The organism is uncultured Fluviicola sp. (genome assembly GCF_902168135.1).
Taxonomy (GTDB): Bacteria; Bacteroidota; Bacteroidia; order Flavobacteriales_D; family Crocinitomicaceae; genus Fluviicola.
This window is the reverse complement of sequence record NZ_CABHOL010000024.1, coordinates 1-21,164: the sequence shown is the minus strand read 5'-3', so window position 1 is coordinate 21,164 and position 21,164 is coordinate 1. Positions and strand designations below refer to the sequence as shown.

The 21,164-nt window shown below is 42.8% G+C and carries 20 protein-coding genes; 13 read left to right on the top strand and 7 right to left on the bottom strand.

The genetic code is table 11. From position 1 onward, the window contains the following. Positions 1–6: 6 nt before the first annotated feature. Positions 7–609 carry a hypothetical protein gene (locus QZT69_RS09495; protein ID WP_294673445.1) on the top strand — a complete coding sequence of 201 codons (603 nt, stop codon included), beginning with the start codon at positions 7–9 and terminating at the stop codon, positions 607–609. A gap of 27 nt (positions 610–636) precedes the next feature. Here the strand turns inward: QZT69_RS09495 and QZT69_RS09490 are convergent, their stop codons facing one another. The 3 genes from QZT69_RS09490 to pepT all read right to left on the bottom strand — a co-directional run bounded on the left by QZT69_RS09490 (position 637) and on the right by pepT (position 3,749). Further along, the gene (locus tag QZT69_RS09490; RefSeq protein ID WP_294673443.1) at positions 637–1,164 is read right to left on the bottom strand and encodes a shikimate kinase; all 528 of its coding nucleotides are present in this window, start codon (positions 1,162–1,164) and stop codon (positions 637–639) included. A gap of 59 nt (positions 1,165–1,223) precedes the next feature. Beyond that, a complete protein-coding gene (locus QZT69_RS09485; protein WP_294673441.1) occupies positions 1,224–2,405 on the bottom strand; it encodes an aminotransferase class V-fold PLP-dependent enzyme in 1,182 nt (393 codons plus the stop codon). A gap of 99 nt (positions 2,406–2,504) precedes the next feature. Then, positions 2,505–3,749, bottom strand: a complete 1,245-nt coding sequence (gene pepT, locus QZT69_RS09480) for a peptidase T (RefSeq protein ID WP_294673439.1) — start codon at positions 3,747–3,749, stop codon at positions 2,505–2,507. A gap of 189 nt (positions 3,750–3,938) precedes the next feature. Between pepT and QZT69_RS09475 the strand changes: the two genes are divergently transcribed. Beyond that, positions 3,939–4,571, top strand: coding sequence for a hypothetical protein (locus tag QZT69_RS09475; RefSeq protein ID WP_294673437.1), 633 nt, complete (start codon positions 3,939–3,941; stop codon positions 4,569–4,571). Here the strand turns inward: QZT69_RS09475 and QZT69_RS09470 are convergent. After that, entirely contained in the window at positions 4,568–5,263 is a 696-nt protein-coding gene (locus QZT69_RS09470) for a Crp/Fnr family transcriptional regulator (protein ID WP_294673434.1), read from the bottom strand. The genes QZT69_RS09475 and QZT69_RS09470 overlap by 4 nt on opposite strands. Positions 5,264–5,385: 122 nt before the next feature. Here QZT69_RS09470 and hemN point away from each other — a divergent pair, with 122 nt between their 5' ends. Then, positions 5,386–6,741 carry an oxygen-independent coproporphyrinogen III oxidase gene (gene hemN, locus QZT69_RS09465; protein ID WP_294673433.1) on the top strand — a complete coding sequence of 452 codons (1,356 nt, stop codon included), beginning with the start codon at positions 5,386–5,388 and terminating at the stop codon, positions 6,739–6,741. Between the two features lie 10 nt (positions 6,742–6,751). Beyond that, entirely contained in the window at positions 6,752–9,139 is a 2,388-nt protein-coding gene (locus QZT69_RS09460) for a heavy metal translocating P-type ATPase metal-binding domain-containing protein (protein ID WP_294673431.1), read from the top strand. A 20-nt stretch (positions 9,140–9,159) separates the two neighbouring features. Here QZT69_RS09460 and QZT69_RS09455 read toward each other — a convergent pair whose 3' ends face one another. Then, positions 9,160–10,263, bottom strand: a complete 1,104-nt coding sequence (locus tag QZT69_RS09455; RefSeq protein WP_294673429.1) for a DEAD/DEAH box helicase — start codon at positions 10,261–10,263, stop codon at positions 9,160–9,162. 107 nt (positions 10,264–10,370) lie between these two features. Here QZT69_RS09455 and ccoS point away from each other — a divergent pair, with 107 nt between their 5' ends. From ccoS to QZT69_RS09420, 7 genes are all read left to right on the top strand, one after another. Then, positions 10,371–10,595: a cbb3-type cytochrome oxidase assembly protein CcoS gene (gene ccoS / locus QZT69_RS09450; protein WP_367242128.1), complete on the top strand. Its 225-nt coding sequence runs from the start codon at positions 10,371–10,373 to the stop codon at positions 10,593–10,595. Continuing rightward, positions 10,576–12,759 (top strand): cytochrome-c oxidase, cbb3-type subunit I, encoded by a 2,184-nt coding sequence (gene ccoN, locus QZT69_RS09445; RefSeq protein ID WP_294673427.1) that lies wholly within the window; start codon positions 10,576–10,578, stop codon positions 12,757–12,759. The genes ccoS and ccoN overlap by 20 nt, the downstream gene beginning before the upstream one ends. A gap of 6 nt (positions 12,760–12,765) precedes the next feature. Beyond that, complete coding sequence (locus tag QZT69_RS09440) at positions 12,766–12,963, top strand: cbb3-type cytochrome c oxidase subunit 3 (RefSeq protein WP_294673425.1); 198 nt, start codon at positions 12,766–12,768, stop codon at positions 12,961–12,963. Then, positions 12,960–14,345: a c-type cytochrome gene (locus QZT69_RS09435; protein WP_294673423.1), complete on the top strand. Its 1,386-nt coding sequence runs from the start codon at positions 12,960–12,962 to the stop codon at positions 14,343–14,345. Before QZT69_RS09440 ends, QZT69_RS09435 begins: the two co-directional genes overlap by 4 nt. A 44-nt stretch (positions 14,346–14,389) precedes the next feature. Beyond that, the gene (gene ccoG / locus QZT69_RS09430) at positions 14,390–15,778 is read left to right on the top strand and encodes a cytochrome c oxidase accessory protein CcoG (RefSeq protein WP_294673421.1); all 1,389 of its coding nucleotides are present in this window, start codon (positions 14,390–14,392) and stop codon (positions 15,776–15,778) included. A 65-nt stretch (positions 15,779–15,843) separates the two neighbouring features. Then, positions 15,844–16,269 (top strand): FixH family protein, encoded by a 426-nt coding sequence (locus QZT69_RS09425; RefSeq protein ID WP_294673419.1) that lies wholly within the window; start codon positions 15,844–15,846, stop codon positions 16,267–16,269. Then, positions 16,266–16,982, top strand: a complete 717-nt coding sequence (locus QZT69_RS09420) for a sulfite exporter TauE/SafE family protein (protein WP_294673417.1) — start codon at positions 16,266–16,268, stop codon at positions 16,980–16,982. The genes QZT69_RS09425 and QZT69_RS09420 overlap by 4 nt, the downstream gene beginning before the upstream one ends. Before the next feature lie 520 nt (positions 16,983–17,502). Here QZT69_RS09420 and QZT69_RS09415 read toward each other — a convergent pair. After that, positions 17,503–18,456: a hypothetical protein gene (locus QZT69_RS09415; protein WP_294673415.1), complete on the bottom strand. Its 954-nt coding sequence runs from the start codon at positions 18,454–18,456 to the stop codon at positions 17,503–17,505. Positions 18,457–18,459: 3 nt separating this feature from the next. Then, the gene (locus QZT69_RS09410) at positions 18,460–18,990 is read right to left on the bottom strand and encodes a sigma-70 family RNA polymerase sigma factor (protein ID WP_294673413.1); all 531 of its coding nucleotides are present in this window, start codon (positions 18,988–18,990) and stop codon (positions 18,460–18,462) included. A gap of 189 nt (positions 18,991–19,179) precedes the next feature. On the opposite strand from QZT69_RS09410, the gene QZT69_RS09405 reads away from it, so the two are divergent. Then, the gene (locus QZT69_RS09405) at positions 19,180–19,734 is read left to right on the top strand and encodes a hypothetical protein (RefSeq protein WP_294673410.1); all 555 of its coding nucleotides are present in this window, start codon (positions 19,180–19,182) and stop codon (positions 19,732–19,734) included. Between the two features lie 82 nt (positions 19,735–19,816). After that, a partial coding sequence (locus QZT69_RS09400; protein ID WP_294673408.1) for a carbon-nitrogen hydrolase family protein occupies positions 19,817–21,164 on the top strand: 1,348 nt, incomplete at its 3' end.

Here is a 21,164-nt window from a genome sequence, read left to right as displayed (position 1 = left end):
CGTTGAGTGACGGATTCTGATAAAAAACATTCATTTCGCGAAGAATTTGAGGCTCATTTGGAAAGCCCGATTCCCCTATTATCCCGATTACGCAATGTGATTTTCGGAAAAGAATCTCCCGATACCTATACTCAAATAAGTTTTTACCTGGGATTACTTATTTGGGCTATATTTTTAGTATGGATAATTCTCGGATACGTCGTATTAACCAGCACAGAATGGATTGAACAGGAAAAAGGATTGAATGTACATACCCTCATAGAACAGCGCGGACAGGCACTTGGGTTTACCGGAACAAAATTCCAGGACAGTCTGATTACTTTCTACAATGTTGCTTTGGTTTCCTGGGCCGGACTTTTTATCGGACTGGTGCTTCAATGGCGGAAACATCCCTGGTTTATCTATTTCATCTGGGGAGGTGGGGCATTGTACCTGCTAACTATGTGGTTCCTACTAGGTTTTTCGTATTGGTACCACGACACCACTACTTTCGATAAAATCACTTTTTTCCTGTTTATTGGCCATTCCAGTTTACATTATTATTTTCTAAACAAAGAACTAAACGGAGAAAAGACCAACTTTTTCGGAATCGACGAAGAGTTTGATTAGAAAAATGGGAACGGATTGAATTTAAAACTAAAAATTAAGTTTATTTAATTCTTTTTCAAGTTTTAAAACTAATTCATTAGGTGAATTTCGCTCGTTCGGCATAATAAGTTTTGCCTGCTTGTAAAAATGAACCCGTTCACTTAATAAAGCCTCTACAAAAGGATGAAATTCCGAATCACTCAATTCTCTCAGCAAAGGTCTTTGTTCCTTTTCTTCCCTTAAACGTTTAATCAAAGTTAACAAGCTGGTATTTAAATAAATAACCAAACCCATTTCATGCATCAATGGAAGTGCATTTTCTATGGTTGGAAGTCCTCCACCTACCGCAACTATGGAAGGTTCTATAGATTTTAATTCCCGGAGGAAATTCATTTCCATTTCACGAAAAACGGCTTCTCCATCCTGTGAAAAGATCTCGGTAATGCTTTTTCCTGCTCTCTTCTCGATCTCCTTATCAGAATCCAAAAAAGGAAGGTTCAAGCGTTCAGCAAGCAAAGCACCAACGGTCGATTTACCGCTTCCCATAAAGCCTATCAAAAAGATGTGTTTCTGCATAATTGTATTTTTAACCGCGCAAATAGCGCCAAGAACGCCAATTGATTTCTGTTGTCAAATTAAAAAATCAGTTTCCGTTCCTTCAGTTCTTTCAGGGCAGCTTCCAATTTGACTAAATCTTCCTCCGAATTGAAAGCATTGATGGAATAGCGCACATAAACCTTCCCGTTCTGTACCATTACCGGAATTTCAAGTTTGAACTCGTTGTAAAGTATCTGTTTGAGTTCTATCGGATTTTCGCAACGAACAGGAATGCTTCCCAATTGACCGATGAATTCATCCGTAACCGGTGCCAAAGGCTTGGAACCAACCAGGTCACACAATTTAGGAAGCCATTTTTGTACCAGCTTTCTGCAGTCTTCTGCTACTCCCCACCAATCATTCCACTTCATAAAATCAATAGCTTCGGGAATGGTCAGATAAGCCGAAAAATCGCGGGTTCCATTAAATTGATGATAATCCAGGAATTGTGAATCACCCGGGAAATCTGCTTTGTACCCCCAACTTATTACCAATGGGTCCAGCTGCTCCTGGTGCTCCGGTTTCACATGAAGAAAACTCGAGCCTTTCGGGGTCATCATCCATTTATGACAAGCTCCGGTATAGAAATCCGCATTCAGTGCTGTCAGGTTCAGGTGAATATGTGCCGGAACATGTGCTCCGTCCACAAAAACCAGCAGGTTTCTTCGCTTAGCTTCTTCACAAATCTCTTTTACAGGCAATATTAAGCCTGTAGCGGAAGTTATTTGCGAAATGAACACCATTCTCGTCTTTTCACTAAAACCTTTCCAGAAATCAGCTAAAAACGCTTCTTTTGATTCAATGGGCAGTGTTATTTCCTGTTTGATGTATTTTGCTCCTTTTTCACTACAATAAAAATCCCAGGTCCGGTCACAGGCTCCATATTCGATGTTCGTACTCAAAACCTCATCTCCCGGTTTTAAATCCAGGGCATTTGCAACAATATTCACGGCATAAGTCGGATTTGGAACATATACCATATCATCAGACTTACAGCCAAGGAATTCAGCCAAACGTATCCGGCTTTCTTTCAAATATTCAGGCCCTTTATGGATGATAAACTGCACCGGTTCATATTCCAGTTCACGCTGGAAACGCTGATAAGCATCAAAAATCGGTTTGGGAGTTGCACCGAACGAACCGAAGTTTAAGAATGTAATATCTTCACGAAGCAGAAATGCTTCTTTTAGATTGCTGTAAAGGATGTTATTTTCTTCCATATTGATACCGGTTTCGTATTGGTAGGGTCGGAAAATTTTCCGACCCTACTGCCATAATCTTTTTATTCCATTACCAAAAAAGACAAATTCGTAAATCAATTAATGTTTTTCCCAAATCTGCACCAATTCCACCAGCGTGTCTACCGCTTTTTGCATATCCTGGATGCTCACATACTCGTGACGGCTGTGAATGGCCATTTCTCCCGTAAAGATATTCGGACAAGGCAAGCCCATGAATGACATGCGTGAACCATCCGTTCCACCACGAATAATGGTTGGTTTTGGAGTGATCCCTGCCTTTTTCATTGCCTCGATGGCATAATCAGTCACAAAAGGAACATCTTTGATGATTTCCTTCATATTGCGGTATTGCTCCGTTACTTTTGATGTATAAGTCGCTCCTGGGAATTGAGCGATTGTCTCTTTCAGAATTCCTTCCAGGCGCGTTTCGTACTCAGCTAATTTCGCTGTAATGTGATCGCGGATTATAAAACTTACCGTTACTTCTTCCAATCCACCGGAAATGGAAGTCGGGTGAACAAATCCTTCGCGGTCTTTGGTACTTTCCGGCGACCATTCATCTTTTGGCAACGCGTCAATAAAGGCACTGGCAACTTTCATAGCGTGTACCATTTTTCCTTTTGCGTATCCCGGATGCGCGCTTACTCCCGTAATCACGAAAGTCATGGCATCAGCAGAAAAAGATTCGTCTTCAATAGCTCCCAATTCTCCTGAATCCAGCGTATATCCGAAATCTGCACCCAATTTTTCCATATCCAGCTGCTCCACTCCTCTTCCAACTTCTTCATCAGGCGTAAATAGAATACGGATCTTTCCATGCGGGATTTCTTTTTTCTTCATCAGCTGCTGAGCCAAATCCATGATAATGGCAACGCCGGCTTTGTCATCTGCTCCCAACAAAGTCAAACCTGAAGCTGTAATGAGGTCATCCCCGATTTTCTCTTTCAGGTAAGCATGTTTCCCGGTTGTTATAACCTGGGTCGGATCATCCGGAAGCGTGATCGGAGCGCCTGTATAATTGCGGTGTATGATCGGTTTTACATTCGTTCCCGAGCAATCCGGAGCTGTGTCCATATGTGAGCAGAAACAAATAGTTGGAATATTTTCTTTAGATGATGTTGCCGGAATGGTTGCGTACACATATCCCCACTTATCAGCTTCTGCATCTTCGATACCCAATTCCTTCAATTCTTTCACCAATAAATGTGAAAGGTCTTTTTGTTTTTCACTGGAAGGAAAGGAAGTGGAGTTTGGGTCTGCAGTTGTGTCAATTTGTACATAGCGCACAAAACGCTCTTCTACCGAATATGGGGCATTTTTCATGTGATTCTAATTTTTCCTTAAAATTAGAAGTTTATCGATGTACCCATCGCCATTGTTGAAAACTATCATTAGTTTCAAAGGAAATAACAAACTGAAATTATTTTTGTCAAAAACGGCATGTTATTTAATGGTAATCGTTAATTTCATCAGTATCAAGTTATTTAACCGCAATAACTGAAACCAAACACTATGAACACATATTCACAAAAAACCTCCAAAAACACGGACAATTCTCACCCGAATAAACATTCGCAAAAGAAGAACAACGAAGAATCCGCTTTCCAGTTTGTCGATAACCGTCCGGAGGCAGTTGCGCAGCGAAAATTGCAGAATGGCATTAATAACCCGGTAACTCAGAGACAAGTTGTCATTCAAAGAGCATTAGATCAAGATGAACTGGATATGTGGGTCGATTACGATACATTGGAAGATCTTGAAGAAGCTTTGGAAACATCCGATTATACCCGTGCAGAAAAAGGTGAAATCAAAAAAAACTGGAACGCAGAAAAAGCAAAAAAGGATAAACAAAAAAAATGGGATGACGTACTAGCAACCTGTGTGACGGCAACCAGTTGTATTTCATGGGATTTTGGCAGTACCAGGTATCATATAAACGTTAGTACTGCAACTTATCATGTCACGGAAGAAGCTTCGCCTAAGAATCACTATTTTTTCAAAGGAACAGGTGAAGACATTGAAGATAAACAACCTACCCAGGAAGAACGTGGCGGGGATGCAAGTACAAAAGGCGTATTCAGCGAATTACCGGAAGAGATACAGGAATTCATAAAGGCAAACTGGAATTCTCTAATAAAGGGTTAACGATGCCCGCCGGCAAGCTGGATCAATTCTTCTTTCTTAGTGATAAATATCTTGCGTGTCTGTGTATCGATCAATCCTTCTTCTTTGAGCTCTTTGAGCAAACGGATCAAAGTTTCTGTTGCTGTTCCTACGAAATTAGCCAAATCTTCACGAGAGAGATTGATTGGTTCATCACCGTAAATATCTGCCAGGATCATCAGGGAATAAGCCAAACGCTCACGAACCGTTTTCTGGGCCAGGTTCGTAATGAAAATAGCACGTTCGCCCAATTCTTTGGATAACTCCTGGATCAATGAATTTCTCAGGCTCGGAAGTGTATCCATCATATTCAGGAAATCATCCTTGGAAACAAAGCAGATATTGGAATCTTCCAGTGTAGACGCAGACAATTTGTAAGATTCACCGCTAAGCATGGCGCGAAAACCAATAACTTCGCCCGCTTTGGCAATGTGAACGATCTGTTCTTTGCCTTCATCACCCAGGGCATAAATCTTAACCTTTCCATGATTTACACAGTAAACTCCGCGCGGATAGCTTCCCTCCACAAAAATGGTTTGATTTTTCTTGTAGAACTGACAGGATTTGTGATGATCCAGGTTAGCCACATCTTCACCCGTTAAATGAGCGAAAATACTGTTGGAGCGAACAGCACATGCTTCACAATTCACATGTTTATGTGACTTCTCTATCATTAAATTAGTTCCTCGTTACTGATTGTTCGACAAATGTACTCTTTTTACCGATTTTCAGAAAACTGATCCACATCATTTTTTAAAGAAAACAGCCCTTCTACTTTTGCAAAAAGGATTGCAACATGGGAAAAGACGAACTGATCCGAAAATACAATCAACCGGGACCCAGGTATACTTCCTATCCACCGGTACCTTTCTGGAAAATTGACCGCTGGAATGCTGCCGACTGGATTGAGACACTAAAAAAGGGGCAGCAGCTTCCCGATGGACAGGACATTTCGATTTACGTTCACTTGCCGTACTGCGATTCTCTCTGCACTTTTTGCGGATGTCACAAGTATATAACGACCAATCACCAGGTTGAAAGCAGGTATATTGATGCGGTATTGAAGGAATGGAACAACATCGCTTCTCATCTTTCACCCCAGACACGCATTGCCGAGATTCATTTGGGCGGAGGCACTCCCACTTTCTTCGCTCCCGGCGAATTAAAACGCCTGATTGAGGGTTTAAAAAAGCTATTTCCTGTTTCCGACGACTTTGAGTTTGGTTTTGAAGCACATCCGAATTCAACTACCGAGGAACACTTGCAGGTACTTTACCAATTGGGTTTTAGACGCATCAGCTTTGGAATACAGGATTACAATAAAATTGTACAGCAGGCCATTCACCGGATCCAACCGAAAGAACAGGTTGAAAAATGTCACAGAGCGGCGCAAAGGATAGGCTACACAAGTATTTCTCACGACCTGGTATTTGGACTGCCCAAACAAACACTTAAAGGATTCCAAAAAACGGTAGAACAAACCATTGCTTTCAGACCGGAACGACTTTCACTTTACTCCTATGCACATGTTCCCTGGATCAAAGGTACGGGACAGCGCGGATTTGACGAAAGTGATCTTCCCTCTCCTTCATTGAAAAGAGAATTATACGAGTTGGCAAAAGAACGGTTCCTTCAGGCCGGTTACCAGGAAATAGCCATGGACCATTTTGCACTGGCAGAAGATAAATTGGCACAGGCATACCGTTCAAAAAAACTACACCGGAATTTTATGGGATATACGACCAATAATACCAAAGTACTTATCGGACTTGGTATGTCGGCCATATCCGATTCCTGGTTTGGCTATGCACAAAACGAAAAAGACCTGAAAAATTACCTCAAACGCATCGAAGAAAATAGCTTTGCCTGGGAAAAAGGACATCAACTGACGGAAACGGACCTAGAACGAAGAGAACACATCAATCAGCTCATGTGCAACTTTGGAACGGAAATCCATGAAGACGAAGAGATTGATATCACAGACATTACAGATAAACTTATACCGATGATCAAGGACAAACTGGTTGAAATTGCAATCCGGAAAATCACCGTTACGGAAAAAGGAAAACCATTTGTACGGAATGTCTGTATGGCTTTCGATCCATATCTGGAAATTCCTGCTTCGAAGCCAACTTTCAGCATGACGATTTAATCCGAAAACGATGAAAAACCCCCAAACTGACACGGTTATTTGCTTCCATTGCCATGAACCGGCTACGGAAGAAATCATTCGTTTTGAAGCCCACGATTTTTGCTGCAACGGGTGCAAACAAGTCTATCAATTGCTCTCCGAACATGATTTGGGCGCTTATTATTCCGACCAAACACTTACCGGGATCCGTCCGAACAAATACTCCAAAAAAAGATTCGACATACTGGATGATCCGGCAATCCGGCAATCCTACATTGATTTCCAGGAAGGAAACACGGTAAAAATCACCCTGCATCTCCCGCAAATCCATTGTGCGAGCTGCATTTACTTATTGGAACATTTATCAAAGCTCAATCCGGGTGTTATCCATTCGCTGGTGAATTTCCCGAAAAGACAGTGCTCCATTATCGTTGATGAGTCCCAAATAGCTTTATCCGAATTAGCACACCTGCTTACTAAGATCGGGTACGAACCCAATTTCACCAAAGTCGAAGCACGTAAATCAACGGTAAACAAACGCTTGCTTTTTCAGCTGGGGTTTGCAGGATTTGCTTTCGGAAGTATTATGCTGTGGAGTTTTCCCGAATATTTGGGAATCGATCAAACCTACAAAGGTTTCCGTGATCTGAGCGCCTACCTGTCTTTTGTGGTTTCTTTGCCCGTACTGTTCTTTTCCGCACAGGATTTCTTCAAATCGGCCTTTGGTGCACTGCGAGCAAAAACTTTGAACCTTGATATTCCCATAACAATAGGAATTATCGCGCTGTACCTGAGAAGTTGTTATGCCATCTTCTCCAATGAAGGTCCCGGATACATGGACTCTTTTGCGGCTTTCATTTTTTTCCTCCTGATCGGGAAATGGTTCCAGAATAAAACCTATCAATGGCTTTCCTTCGAACGCGATTTCACAGCTTATTTCCCGATTGCAGTCATCCGCAAACAGGGAGACCAAACAGAACTTTGCCCGATAGACGAACTAAAAGTCGGTGACCAGGTCCGGATCCGCAACGAAGAAATCATTCCCTGCGACAGTTTACTGCTTTCGGAAAAGGCCACCATCGATTATAGTTTTGTTACCGGTGAATCCGACTGGGTAGAAAAGAACCAGGGCGACATGATCTATGCGGGAGGAAAGATCTGCGGTGAAACCGTTGAACTTTCCGTTTTGAAAACAAGTTCCAGGAGCGAACTTACCCAGCTTTGGAACGAACAGCATTCCAAACAGGAAAACGATGGTTTCCAATCGCGACAGGACCGCATTTCACGCTATTTCATAGCAGCTGTTCTATTGATTGCAACCGGGGCGGCAATTGGATGGAGCTTCGTTGATCCGGTACAAATCCCGGAAATTGTTACTGCAGTTCTCATTGTAGCTTGTCCTTGTGCATTGGCACTTTCCGTTCCGTTTACTTATGGAAATATGATGCGTAAACTCGGAAGAAAAGGATTCTATCTCCGCAACACCACTATCATTGAACGTATCCAGCAGTGTACACACATCGTTTTCGATAAAACCGGTACTTTGACCGAACAGGATACCAAATCCGTTGAATACATCGGTGAACCGCTGACACTGGAGCAACTGGACGAAGTCTATGCAATCACCAAACACGCAACACACCCTTATGCCTTGGCAATCCATCAATGGATCAGGCAGACATTACGCCCTAAAGAAATGGATTTAAAAGCTATTGAGTATGCCGGATTGGGAATCGCTTCCGAAAACGGATTGAAACTCGGCTCAGCAAGCTTTGTGGGAATGGATGAGTCGAAACATCTGGAATCCTGTTCTTACCTGGCCATACAGGAACATGTTTTGGGGAAATTCGTATTCAAGTCCAGTTTGAGAAAAGGTGTTTCGAATGCCGTTACAGCTTTAGGCTGCGCACACAAATTATCCGTTGTTTCCGGAGATACGGGACGTGATTTGGAGCTGATCCGCCCTTTTTTCCCTTCAGGTTCGGATTTTCACTTCGAACAAACTCCTGTAGCCAAGAAAAAATACATCGATAAACTGCAGGAATCCGGAGAGCGTGTATTGATGATCGGAGACGGACTGAATGATGCCGGAGCACTCAACAGCGCATTTGTGGGATTAGCACTATCCGAAGACCTGGTGCGCTTCACACCTTCCTCCGACGCTATTTTGAAAGCCGAAAACCTGCAATTCCTTCCGGAATATATTCGGTACATCCAGCAGGGAAAAGGTTTTTTGAAGATTAGTTTTGCTTTTTCATTGATGTACAACCTCACGGGTGTCGGTTTTGCGGTCAGCGGGGCATTAACACCTTTTGTTGCAACCATATTGATGCCGCTGAGTTCCATTACCGTTGTCGGGTTGGCTACTTTTCTTACTTTAAGAAAGAAATTACCTCCATTTCAGGAAACGATTGTTTAATCTCTTTTTCTGCTGACAGATTACAACTGGATAAAATCCACATGCAGCAAATCCTGGATGTAACGCAGCTTTTTGCGTTCTACCGATTCCACCAGGCTTAAAGAAATTCCCCGCTTCCCTGCCCTTGCGGTTCTTCCGCTGCGGTGTGTGTAATAATCCGGATCATCCGGCAATTGATAATGCACCACGAAGGCCAGGTCCGGGAAATCCATTCCACGGGCTGCAATATCGGAAGCTACCAAATACTGGGTGTGTTCCTGCGAAAACATCCGCATCGCTTTTTCGCGTTCTTTAGGGAACATTTCTCCATAAATTTCGGTCACTTTCTTCTCATGTCCTCTTAGAAACCGGGCCACATGTTCCACATCCCCTTTTGTTCTGCAAAAAATAATCCCGCGGCCTTTTTTCATGGTTGTCAGGAATTCAAGCAGCAGCATCGGTTTGTCTTCTTTCTGGCATTCTACGTATTGATGCTCAATCCGCGGATTCATCACTTCTTTAGTAGCAATAACTGCCTTCGGAGCATCCATGTGCAGGGTTTGCCTGATCCATTTCGTTAATTCACCGTGAATCGTAGCAGAAAAAAGCCATTTCTTGTGAAAATCGTTGGTTTCACCCAGGATCTTATCGATTTCCTTCATAAAACCTTTCGCATACAGCTCATCCGCTTCATCCAGTACAATGGTTTTTACCCTTCTGAGAGAAACAGCTTTCATGCGCATCAATTCCAGTAACCTTCCCGGAGTTGCCACCAATACCTGGGTGGGACGCTGAAGATCCCGCTTCTGCTGTTCAAGATCATCCCCTTTCACAATCGATTGAATGAAGAATTTGTCCATGTTCTTGGAAAGTTTGAACAAGGTTTTTGAGGTTTGAACAACCAATTCACGCGTAGGAACCAAAACCACTGCCTGTACATCTTTATCCTTTGCATCGATGCGCTGCAAAAGCGGAACACCGTAAGCAATTGTTTTCCCGGACCCTGTATGAGCCTGCCCTACATAATCCTGGTGCTTTTCGATCAAATGCTTCCATGCATGTTCCTGGATGGGTGTTGGATTCGTAAAACCCAATTCCGCCAGGCGGCTTAAGATTTTCGGATTAATCGGTGAATTTGTCTTCATACTACAAAAGTAAGCATTACCCTTCGGGAATTGCGAATTACGAATTACGAATGCCTGATTGTTCATCAAAAACATGATATAAATCACTTTTTTCAGTTACATAAGTCATGTTTTATCTTCTGTTTCGTCCTGTTCTTTGTACCATGGGAATGATCTACATAATGCTTATCGTAAGTCTTTGTCTGGCCGTCTTTTTCTTAGGAATTTTCCTTTGGGCGACGAAAACGGGACAATACGATGACGACTACTCCCCCAGCGTTCGGATCCTTTACGAGGACGAACCAGACCAGAACGAATCAAATCAAAACAACAATGGAAATACAAACGGTTAAGTACGACAATAAAATTGTCAAATATTTCGCATTTGCCACCATCCTGTGGGCAGTCATTGGAATGCTGGTCGGATTAATTGCCGCTCTGCAGCTGGCTTTTCCCGAATTCTTTAACGATTATCTGAGTTTCAGATACATTTCGTTCGGGCGGATCAGACCATTACACACCAACGCAGTAATCTTTGCATTTGTTGGAAACGGGATTTTCATGGGAGTTTATTATTCCCTGCAGCGACTTCTCAAAACCCGGATGTGGAGTGACAAAATGAGCTACCTCAATTTTTGGGGCTGGCAGTTCATCATTGTCTGTGCCGTTTTAACCCTTCCTTTCGGAATCACTTCGAGTAAAGAATATGCAGAGCTGGAATGGTGGATCGATATCCTGATTGCACTGATTTGGGTAGTATTCGGCTGGAACATGTTCGCTACCATCCTGAACAGACGCGTGAAACACTTGTATGTAGCTATCTGGTTCTACATTGCAACATTCGTAACGGTTGCCATTTTACACATTTTCAACTCCTTTGAATTACCGATCTCATTCCTGAAGAGTTATTCCTGGTATGCAGGGGTTCAGGATGCATTGGTTCAGTGGTGGTACGGGCATAATGCGGTAGCTTTCTTCCTGACAACACCTTATTTAGGTTTGATGTACTATTTTGTGCCGAAAGCAGCAAACAGACCGGTTTACTCCTACCGCTTATCCATCATTCACTTTTGGGCGCTTATTTTCATCTATATCTGGGCCGGACCTCACCATTTGCTCTATAGTTCCCTGCCTGATTGGGCACAAAGTCTCGGAGTCGTGTTTTCGGTCATGCTGATTGCTCCGTCATGGGGAGGAATGCTGAATGGTCTGTTAACCTTGAGAGGAGCCTGGGACCGCGTTCGTGACGATGTCATGCTGAAATTCATGGTGGTTGCTTTGACCTGTTATGGAATGGCAACATTCGAAGGTCCGCTTTTGTCCCTGAAATCCGTGAATATGATCTCACACTTTACAGACTGGACCATTGCTCACGTACATGTTGGCGGACTTGGCTGGAACGGAATGATGACTTTCGGTTTGATTTACTGGCTGATACCTAAAATGTTTAAAACACAGCTTTATTCCATCAAACTGGCAAACAGACATTTCTGGATCGCTACACTGGGAATCATTCTTTACGCTGTTCCGATGTACATTGCAGGTTTCGCACAAGGATTGAACTGGCAGCAATTTAATCCGGACGGAACATTAGCTTACAAGGACTTCCTGGAAATCGTGATCGATATGAAACCTTACTACATTCTAAGATCTATCGGAGGACTTCTTTACATCATAGGTGCATTGATGCTCGTGTATAACGTTTACAAAACAGTCAAAGCCGGATCTTTCCAGGCAGACGAAACGGTTGAAGTAGCTGTTGAGAGAGCTCATGTTTCTACGAAAAAAGAGTATTGGCATCGTGGAATCGAAGGAAAACCAGTTCGCTTCATGGTCATCAGTATCATCGTTGTTGCAATCGGTGGTTTAGCAGAGATTATTCCAACCATTGCAGTGAAATCAAATGTACCGACCATCAGCAGTGTGAAACCTTATACTCCGCTTGAATTGGAAGGCCGCGACATTTACATCCGTGAAGGCTGTAACAACTGTCACTCTCAAATGATACGCCCGCTTCGTTTTGAAACAGCACGTTATGCACCAACTCCCGAAAGCGGCGGTTACACGAAAGCCGGAGAACATGTTTACGACCACCCATTCCTTTGGGGTTCTAAACGCACCGGTCCGGACGTTGCACGGGAAGGAGGTTTACGCGGAAACATGTGGCATTACAAACACATGATCGATCCGAAAGCTTTATCACCAGGGTCCATTATGCCCGCATACTCCTGGTTGAAAGAAGACAACCTGAATACCAGTCTTTTGAGTAAAAAGATTGAAGCTATGCAGACACTTGGAGTTCCATATCCGAAAGGATACGCTCAAAAAGCGAAGGCAGACCTGGACAAACAGGCAGAAGAAATTGCAACTGATATCGTAGATAACATGCCGAAAATCGCATTGAACGGGGTGAATAAAAATGCCAAGATCGACGAATTGAAGCAAAAAGAAATCATTGCCCTGATTGCCTACTTACAACGATTGGGAACAGATATCAAAGTGAAACAAGCTAAATAAGAAATTATGTTACGATTTATTAAACATCATTTGGCAACCGAGTCCGGGGTAGAATTCTACGGTATATTTTCCCTGATGGTCTTTGTGATCTTCTTCCTGGTTGTATTGATCCGAATCTGGAAAATGAAGAAAACTTCTATCGAAGAACTCAGTAACATTCCTCTTCTTTCTGAGGAGCCAATCCATCAAAATGAACGACCATGAAAATCTTGAACATACTTACTTTTGCTTCATTATTCCTTACAACACTTACATACGGCCAGGGAGAAGCGCTATTTAAGGCCAAGTGCAACACCTGTCACATGGTAGACAAAAACTCTACAGGTCCATTGTTGAAGGGTGTAAAAACAAAATGGACAGATGCCGGAGAAGGTGAACTGATTTATGACTGGGTCAAAAACTCCCCGAAACTGATCGCGGGCGGGAAAAGTAAAATGGCGCTGGCCATCAAAGACTTCTCGGGTTCGGAAATGCCGCCTCAGCAGGCAAGTAATGAGGAAATTGACCAGATTTTGGATTATATAGATAATTACACGCCTCCTGTTACAACCCCAGGGGTTACAAATCCCGGTGAAGAAAAAGAAGTCAAAGTTGTCCCGAATTACAAGGAAAACCTAAAGATCATGTATGCCCTGGGCGGATTGATGCTGGTATTATTGCTTGCTATTATCCTGATGAGCAATTCTATCCTGACTTTCGTAAAATCCGATGTTTTCAAAAAGAAGCTGAGAGAACAGGAAAATATGAACAAAATACTAGTTCTTCTTATCAGTATCGGAGCGCTCTGTATTCCCGGATATTCTTACGGAATGAGCGTTGTTCCGGAAGAAACGGTACAGGAGAATCTTCCGTGGTTATTAGTTACAAGAACAGACCTGTATGTCGTTATTGCAATTGATATCGTTTTGTTGCTGGTGGTTATTTACCTGCGCGGACTTTTCAACGACTTCTATTACATGGTCTATCCACGAAAAGTAAAAGCGACCAAAACCAGACAAAAACGTGCTGCAAAGATTTTAACGGATGCCGTTCCCGTCGAGGAAGAAAACAGCATTCTGATGGATCATGAATACGATGGTATCAGAGAGCTTGATAACAATTTACCACCGTGGTGGGTTTGGGGATTCTACCTGACTATTTTCTTCGCTTTTGCCTACATTCTATACTACCATGTATTCAATGGAAACAATCAGGAAACCGAATACAAAATATCCGTACTCCGTGCCCAAAAAGAGATTGATGCCTATTTGAAAGATGCAGCTATGAATGTAGACGAAACAAACGTAACATTGCTGACTGAACCTGAAGGAATTGCTGCAGGAAAACCACTCTTTGAAGCCAACTGTACGGCTTGCCACAAAGACGGAAGCGGTGATATCGGACCGAACTTAACAGACAATTACTGGCTGTACGGAAACGATATCAAAGATGTATTCGGAACCATTAAAAACGGTACTCCTAACGGAATGCCCGAACATGCTTCCAAATTGAATCCGGTTCAATTGCAGCAGGTTGCTTCTTATGTATTAAGCTTAAAATATAAACCCGGCAAAGAACCGCAGGGAAAAGAATATCCGAAAAAATAACCCGAGAATGCCTGCTTAGCGGGCATTTTCTGTACAAAACAATCATGGAAGAAGAATTCAGAGACCATATCGCAACCGTTAACGAAGACGGAAAACGTGTTTGGGTCTATCCAAAGAAACCAAAAGGAAAGTTTACCAACCGCAGAAAATTGGTAAGTTACTCCCTCCTGCTTTTCTTATTAAGCGCTCCATTTATTAAAATAAACGGGGATCAGCTTATAGAAATAAACATCCTTGAGCGTAAATTTTCATTGTTCGGTGCTACATTCTGGCCCCAGGACTTGTACCTTTTCGCTTTGATGCTGGTCATCCTGATCGTCTTTGTTATCTTGTTTACCATCATTTACGGCCGCTTGTTCTGCGGATGGTTCTGTCCGCAAACAATATTCATGGAGTTTGTTTTTCGACAGATCGAATATTGGATAGACGGAGACCGCCCGCAACAAATTGCCCTCGACAAACAGGCCTGGAATGCACAAAAGTGGATCAAACGTATCCTGAAGCACACCCTTTTCTGGCTCGTTTCCTTTGTGATCGCCAATATCTTCCTGGCCTACATCATTGGAAGCGATACCCTGTTGAAGATTATTACGGAGCCGGTTAAACTGCATATCGGCGGATTGATTTCAATCGGGATCTTTACAACCATCTTTTATTTCGTATTCTCCCGATTACGTGAGCAGGTTTGTACTACCATTTGTCCTTATGGAAGGCTTCAGGGTGTGCTGCTCGATCCAAACTCCATGGTGGTTGCCTATGATTATGTTCGTGGAGAAGGCCGGGCAAAATTCCGTAAGGGAGAAGATCGTCCGGCAGCCCAGAAAGGAGATTGTATCGATTGCGCACAATGTGTACGCGTATGCCCCACAGGGATTGACATCCGGAATGGGACACAGCTGGAATGCGTGAATTGTACAGCCTGCATTGATGCCTGCGACACCATGATGGATGGCGTTGGATTGGAAAAAGGCCTGATTCGTTTTGTTTCCGAAAACGGGATAAAGAACCGCACCCGCTTTCAATGGACAAGACGCGTTATTTCATATACCGTTCTACTGGTTATACTGGTTGCCGTTTGGGCTACTATGCTTGTTATGAGGGATGATTTTTCCACAACCATTATCCGTCAGCGCGGCTCGACATTCCAGGTAACTCGTGAAAACGATATCAGCAATATTTTCGAGATTGATCTGACTAACAAAACAAAGAACAATTTTCACGTCAAACTGATTCCTTCCGATCCGAAAGTCAAACTGGAACTTGCCAACGATTCACTGGAATTGAAAGGTGAAAAACGGGTACGTGAACGCTTTTTGGCACGCTTCCCCTATTCCGTCATTCAAAATGGGACACAAAAAATGGAAGTAATAGTCATGGGGAACGGAAAAGAAATAGACCGGGTGAAGATCAAACTGATCGGACCATCTTTTTAAAAATTGAAAATGTAAAATGTAAAATTGAAAAGACTTTATCCATTTTCAATTATAAATTATGAGCTATGAACTGGGGAAAAAGAATTATTCTGGGAATGGGACTCTTTATGGGGTTCATCCTTACAATGGTAGTAATTATGATGCGCCAGAAAATTGATTTGGTGGAAGAAGATTACTACAAAAAGGAATTGAATTATGAAACGCAGATCAATGCACAGAAAGTCTATGTTTCAGCCAATGAAAAGATCAGTATGAAGACCGGAAAAGACAGTCTGTACTTGTATTTTCCTGCTGTCTTTCAAACAGATGATGTAACGATTAGTTTACAGCGTCCGGATGATAAGAACCTGGACTTTGTGCTGACTGCAAAACCTTTGAGCCGGATCGTGATCCAAACAGCGAAATTCCCAAAAGGTGTTTTCACTTGCACCATTAACGGGAAAATAAAAGACCAACCCTATGAAATGTCTCAGCAAGTAACATTCAGATGATTTTCCTGATTGGATCATTTATACTGGGACTTGCGGGTTCGTTTCACTGCATCGGAATGTGCGGGCCGATTGCGCTCGCACTACCGTTGAACAGGCAGTCTTCCGGAACCATGCTGCTGGGAATCCTGGCTGCAAACCTGGGACGGATCATTACCTATATGCTTTTAGGATTCGTGATCGGTAGTATTGGTTATTCCATACAATTATTCCGGATTTTCCAGGTGCTAAGTGTCTTGTTCGGAATCGGACTGATACTCATTGCCTGGAGGAAGCACTGGCTCAAGCGCATAGAACTTCGAACACCGGGATTTCAAAACTGGATTTCAAAAAAAATGAGCCTTTTACTTCGTCAAAAAGGTGCTTCTAAGCTCTTCGGAATCGGATTGTTGAACGGCCTTCTGCCCTGCGGAATGATTTTCCTGGCATTGGCAAATGCCTTACTTGCCGCAAATCCGATCGGAAGTGCCGCGGCTATGGCCGCATTCGGTTTGGGAACACTTCCGGCACTGCTCGGAGTTGGATTTTTTGCCCAACGGATCAACCAGGCTTTCCGGGCAAAACTTACAAGTGCATTCCCCTATATCTTGTCCGTCATCGGATTGATGATCATTCTCCGGGGAGCAAACCTTGGAATTCCTGTTCTAAGCCCTAAAATGGAAGAACAAACCAAACCCGGGGATCAAAAAACGGTGGTGATTGAGTGTCACAAATAACTGATTATCAACCATATTATTATCCAATTAAATCTCCACCCCCTCTAATAATCCACTTTGTCTTCCTACTTTTTTCCGAGGCAAAAAAAGTAGGCAAAAAATGCCTTTGCACAATTACAACTTTCAGCCAACCTGCCGATTTTGATCAATCCACGAAAAGGCGGGATCAGGATCCAAAATGCAATTCTGTAGTTGTTTTACAAACACTACAGAATTAGCACTTTCCGGGATTGATAACCAAATCGGCCGGTTGCCGTTTCTTCAAAAGATCTGAAGGACGGGTAATTATTGGTAGATTCTGCTGTAGTTCTACAGGCCGTGTAATTGTGCGTTTTGGCAACTAATTGTAATCAGCCAAAAAAGATTAGATTCTTTTTTCAAAAATCACCCTCCTTATTATTTTGAATGGATTAAAAACCTCCTAAAATATTGAAAAGGAAGAAAGACAAATCTTTTTTGTCGGTCAACAATGATTATCAGCTGTTAATTATCAAGGAGAATCCTGGTAGGGATTCACAAGCTATTTACTGTTTTCTGCGGGATAAATTTCATAGGAAACCTTCTTGATCTGTTCATCACAATCTTTGACATCCTTTCCGGAACGTTTCGGAATGTACAGCACTTTTTTCTTCTGGCGCTTATTTTTCTGCTTGGAAGATTTGATGTTCGTTGTCACCACCAGCTGGTCATAAATCAAAGGAATAAAGATTTTTCCATCCGGGTCTACGAAACCAAATTTAGAGTTATCCATAACCAGGGCATAACCGCAGTACAAATCGTTGAATTTCCCTACGCTGTCGTATTTCTGTACCCAAAGTACATTTCTACCTGTCTGATTATTCACCTGATTTTCAGGATCCGCATCGAATTTCTTTTCATTCGTATAGCCGAGAACTGCCACAGTAGGTCTTGGAGCCGGCAATGTATCAGCTGAAGCTTCCGCGGAATTTTTCACCAAACCATAGTAGGCATGATCCCGGGAATGCATCTTATATTTCGCGGCTGCAGCGGCGTATTTCGGATTGGTTTCACCCGTTTCATGCCAATCAGTAGGTTGAATAAGCGAACTTTTGCCTCCTGGCTGGTTTGATTGCTGGCTGATCTGATCCGTCCGGAATGCTGATTCGGAAGGATTCTTCGGAGAAGATTTCAAAGAAGCATTTTCGGTCATTTGTTTCGTTTGATTGTTTTTGGAATTTATCCAGTAAATAATTCCGGCAACAACAATTACTGTTCCTGCAATACCGAGCGCAAACTGTTTGATACGCAGATTCCGCAGGTATAATTTCCCGGTCTGCTGAATCAGCGCACGTTGTGAAGCCCGTTTGGCAGCCGACCGGATAAGCTGGTGCATTTCCATTTCTTCCCGGAGTTCGGGATTGATCTCAAGTTCCTGTTCGAAAGCACTTCTTCCCTCTTCCGAAAGTTCATGCTGCAGGTAACGCTCTATGAGTTGATTCCAATTCGTTTCCATGTCTTAAGCTTTAATCGGTTCAACTACTAATTCCTGTTCCTGAATCAATTCCTTTGCCTTCTGCAGGCATCTGTATTTCTGTGCTTTCGCGACTTTATCGTTCCGCAGGCCGATTTTCTTTGCAATATCCACCATGTTCCATCCCAATCCGTAAAACAACTGCAGCAATTCCTGGCATTGGGCTCCCAGTTTTGCCAGTGTTGATTCCACTTCCCGGATCTTCAGTTCTTTTTCGAACCAGGCATCTTCCGTTGCTTCGATGTTTTCATGTAATTCCGTAGAAATTTGTTTTTGTTCCTTGCGGGCCTGATTGTACCAAAGCAGTTTACAGGTATTCCGCACATAGAAAAAAGGTTCAACAGTCAATTCAAAATCCGAAGATTCGCGCTTACGAACATAGATCAGCAGGGCTTCCTGGAAAATATCCTCCCCGCTCACCGGATCGCAGCCCAAAGTCTTCAGGTAACGGCGGATATCCGGCCATTTCCTGTAAAGCTGTTTCAATTCCTGCTGCATATTGATGGTTCCAATCATGGAGGCGTTTTCAAGCTAATGTCGGGAAAGTGAAAAGGTAAACAATATTTCATAATTACGAATTACGAATGCCGAATTACGAATTGAAACCGCAGATAAAAGGCACTTCCCCATAGTTTCGGGATTCAAGAACTTTTATTTAATCAATGGTATTTTTTAGTAAATTTCGTTTACAAAACTAAGTCTAACATGAAACACCTGTTTTTGGTTTGTTTTCTTTATCCTTTTAGTTTCCTGGCCCAACAGACAGAAACTAAAAAGTACCTGGAACTTTATGAGCGTTTCGAGGATGAGAAAAAGTACGATTCGGTAGTTATTGCATGTCAGCAATTGATCAGGATTGACAGAAAGATTGCAAGGGAATATCATTTGAATTATAAACTTGCTTACGCTGCATTCCAGGCGAAAGACTACGGACTAGCGGTTAAAGAGTCCAAAAAGGTGCTTCCGACTTTCTACATTTTTTGGAAAACAAGAGAGGGAGCGAACAAGAACATACGCTATCGGAATCTCAGCTACAAACTGGTTGAATATTACCATGAAAAAGAGAATTACCGGAAAGAATACTACCACCTTTCACGGATCAAACGAAGATTTTATTACATGACATGCGGAACCGGAAGACATCTCCGGGAAAGAAACCTGTACAAGCAAATGATCGAATGTTCACAGAAAATGGGCAAAACTAAACGGGTAAAGCGGTTGGAAAGAGAACTGGAGGAATATAGCATGACAGATTCGTAATTCTCTAAAAATTCCTTAATTCTCTGCAAACACGTGAGTGGTATCTTTGATTTTTAGGTATCTTCAAAGAAAAACAGATTGAATGGAAGACGTTGACAATATTGAGCTCACCTATTTAAGTATTACCGATTACGAAGCGCTGAAGGAAGCCATGGTTGAATCTTATACCGGTTTGGCGAATCCTTACTGGACGCGCAAACAGATAGAAACGCTAATCAATCAATTCCCAGAAGGGCAGGTTGCCATTAAAGTAAACGGACAGATTGCCGGCGTGGCGCTTTCCATTATTGTGGATTCTTCCAAATACGAGCATTTACATACTTACAAACAAATTACAGGAAATTATACTTTCAAAACACACCGTCCGGACGGGAATATCCTTTACGGAATCGATGTCTTTATCAAAAGGGAATTCCGTGGCTTGCGGTTGGGACGGCGTTTGTATGATTACCGCAAGGAATTGTGCGAAAAACTGAACCTCAAGGGCATTGCTTTTGGCGGACGCATCCCGAATTACCACAAATATGCATCTGAAATGACTCCGCGTGAGTACATTGAAAAAGTGAAGCGCAAAGAGATCCACGATCCGGTACTTGATTTCCAGATGTCGAACGATTTTCACCCTTCCAAGATCCTGAAAAACTACCTGGAAGGCGATTCACACTCAAAAGATTACGCCGTTTTGCTGGAATGGGACAACTTGTATTACGAAGTAAAAAGCGAAGCTCCCAGTGCGATTAAGACCGTTGTCCGTTTGGGATTGATTCAATGGCAGATGCGGCCCTACTCCAACCTTGATGATTTGATGCAGCAAGCAGAGTATTTCGTGGATGCTGTTTCCGGGTACCGCTCGGATTTTGCCTTGTTCCCGGAGTTTTTCAATGCCCCGCTGATGGCGGAAAACAATCATTTGTCGGAACCGCAGGCTATCCGCGAACTGGCGAAATACACACAGGAAATCGCGCAGCACTTCTCCAAACTGGCAATCAGTTACAACATCAATATCATTACGGGAAGCATGCCTGAAATACAGAACGACCGATTGTATAACGTGGGGTATTTGTGCCACCGTGACGGGCGTATCGAACGCTTTGAAAAAATTCACGTCACCCCCGATGAAGTGAAGATCTGGGGAATGGAAGGCGGAAGTCATCTCCAGGTTTTTGATACAGACTGCGGAAAGATCGGCATTTTGATCTGTTACGATGTGGAATTCCCGGAATTGAGCCGTTTGCTTGCCGCTGACGGAATGGATATCTTGTTTGTTCCTTTCCTGACAGATACCCAGAACGGATATTCCCGCGTGAGGCATTGTGCCCAGGCACGTGCTATCGAGAACGAATGTTACGTTGCCATTGCCGGAAGCGTAGGAAACCTTCCGAATGTACACAATATGGATATCCAATATTCCCAATCGATCGTGTTTACAC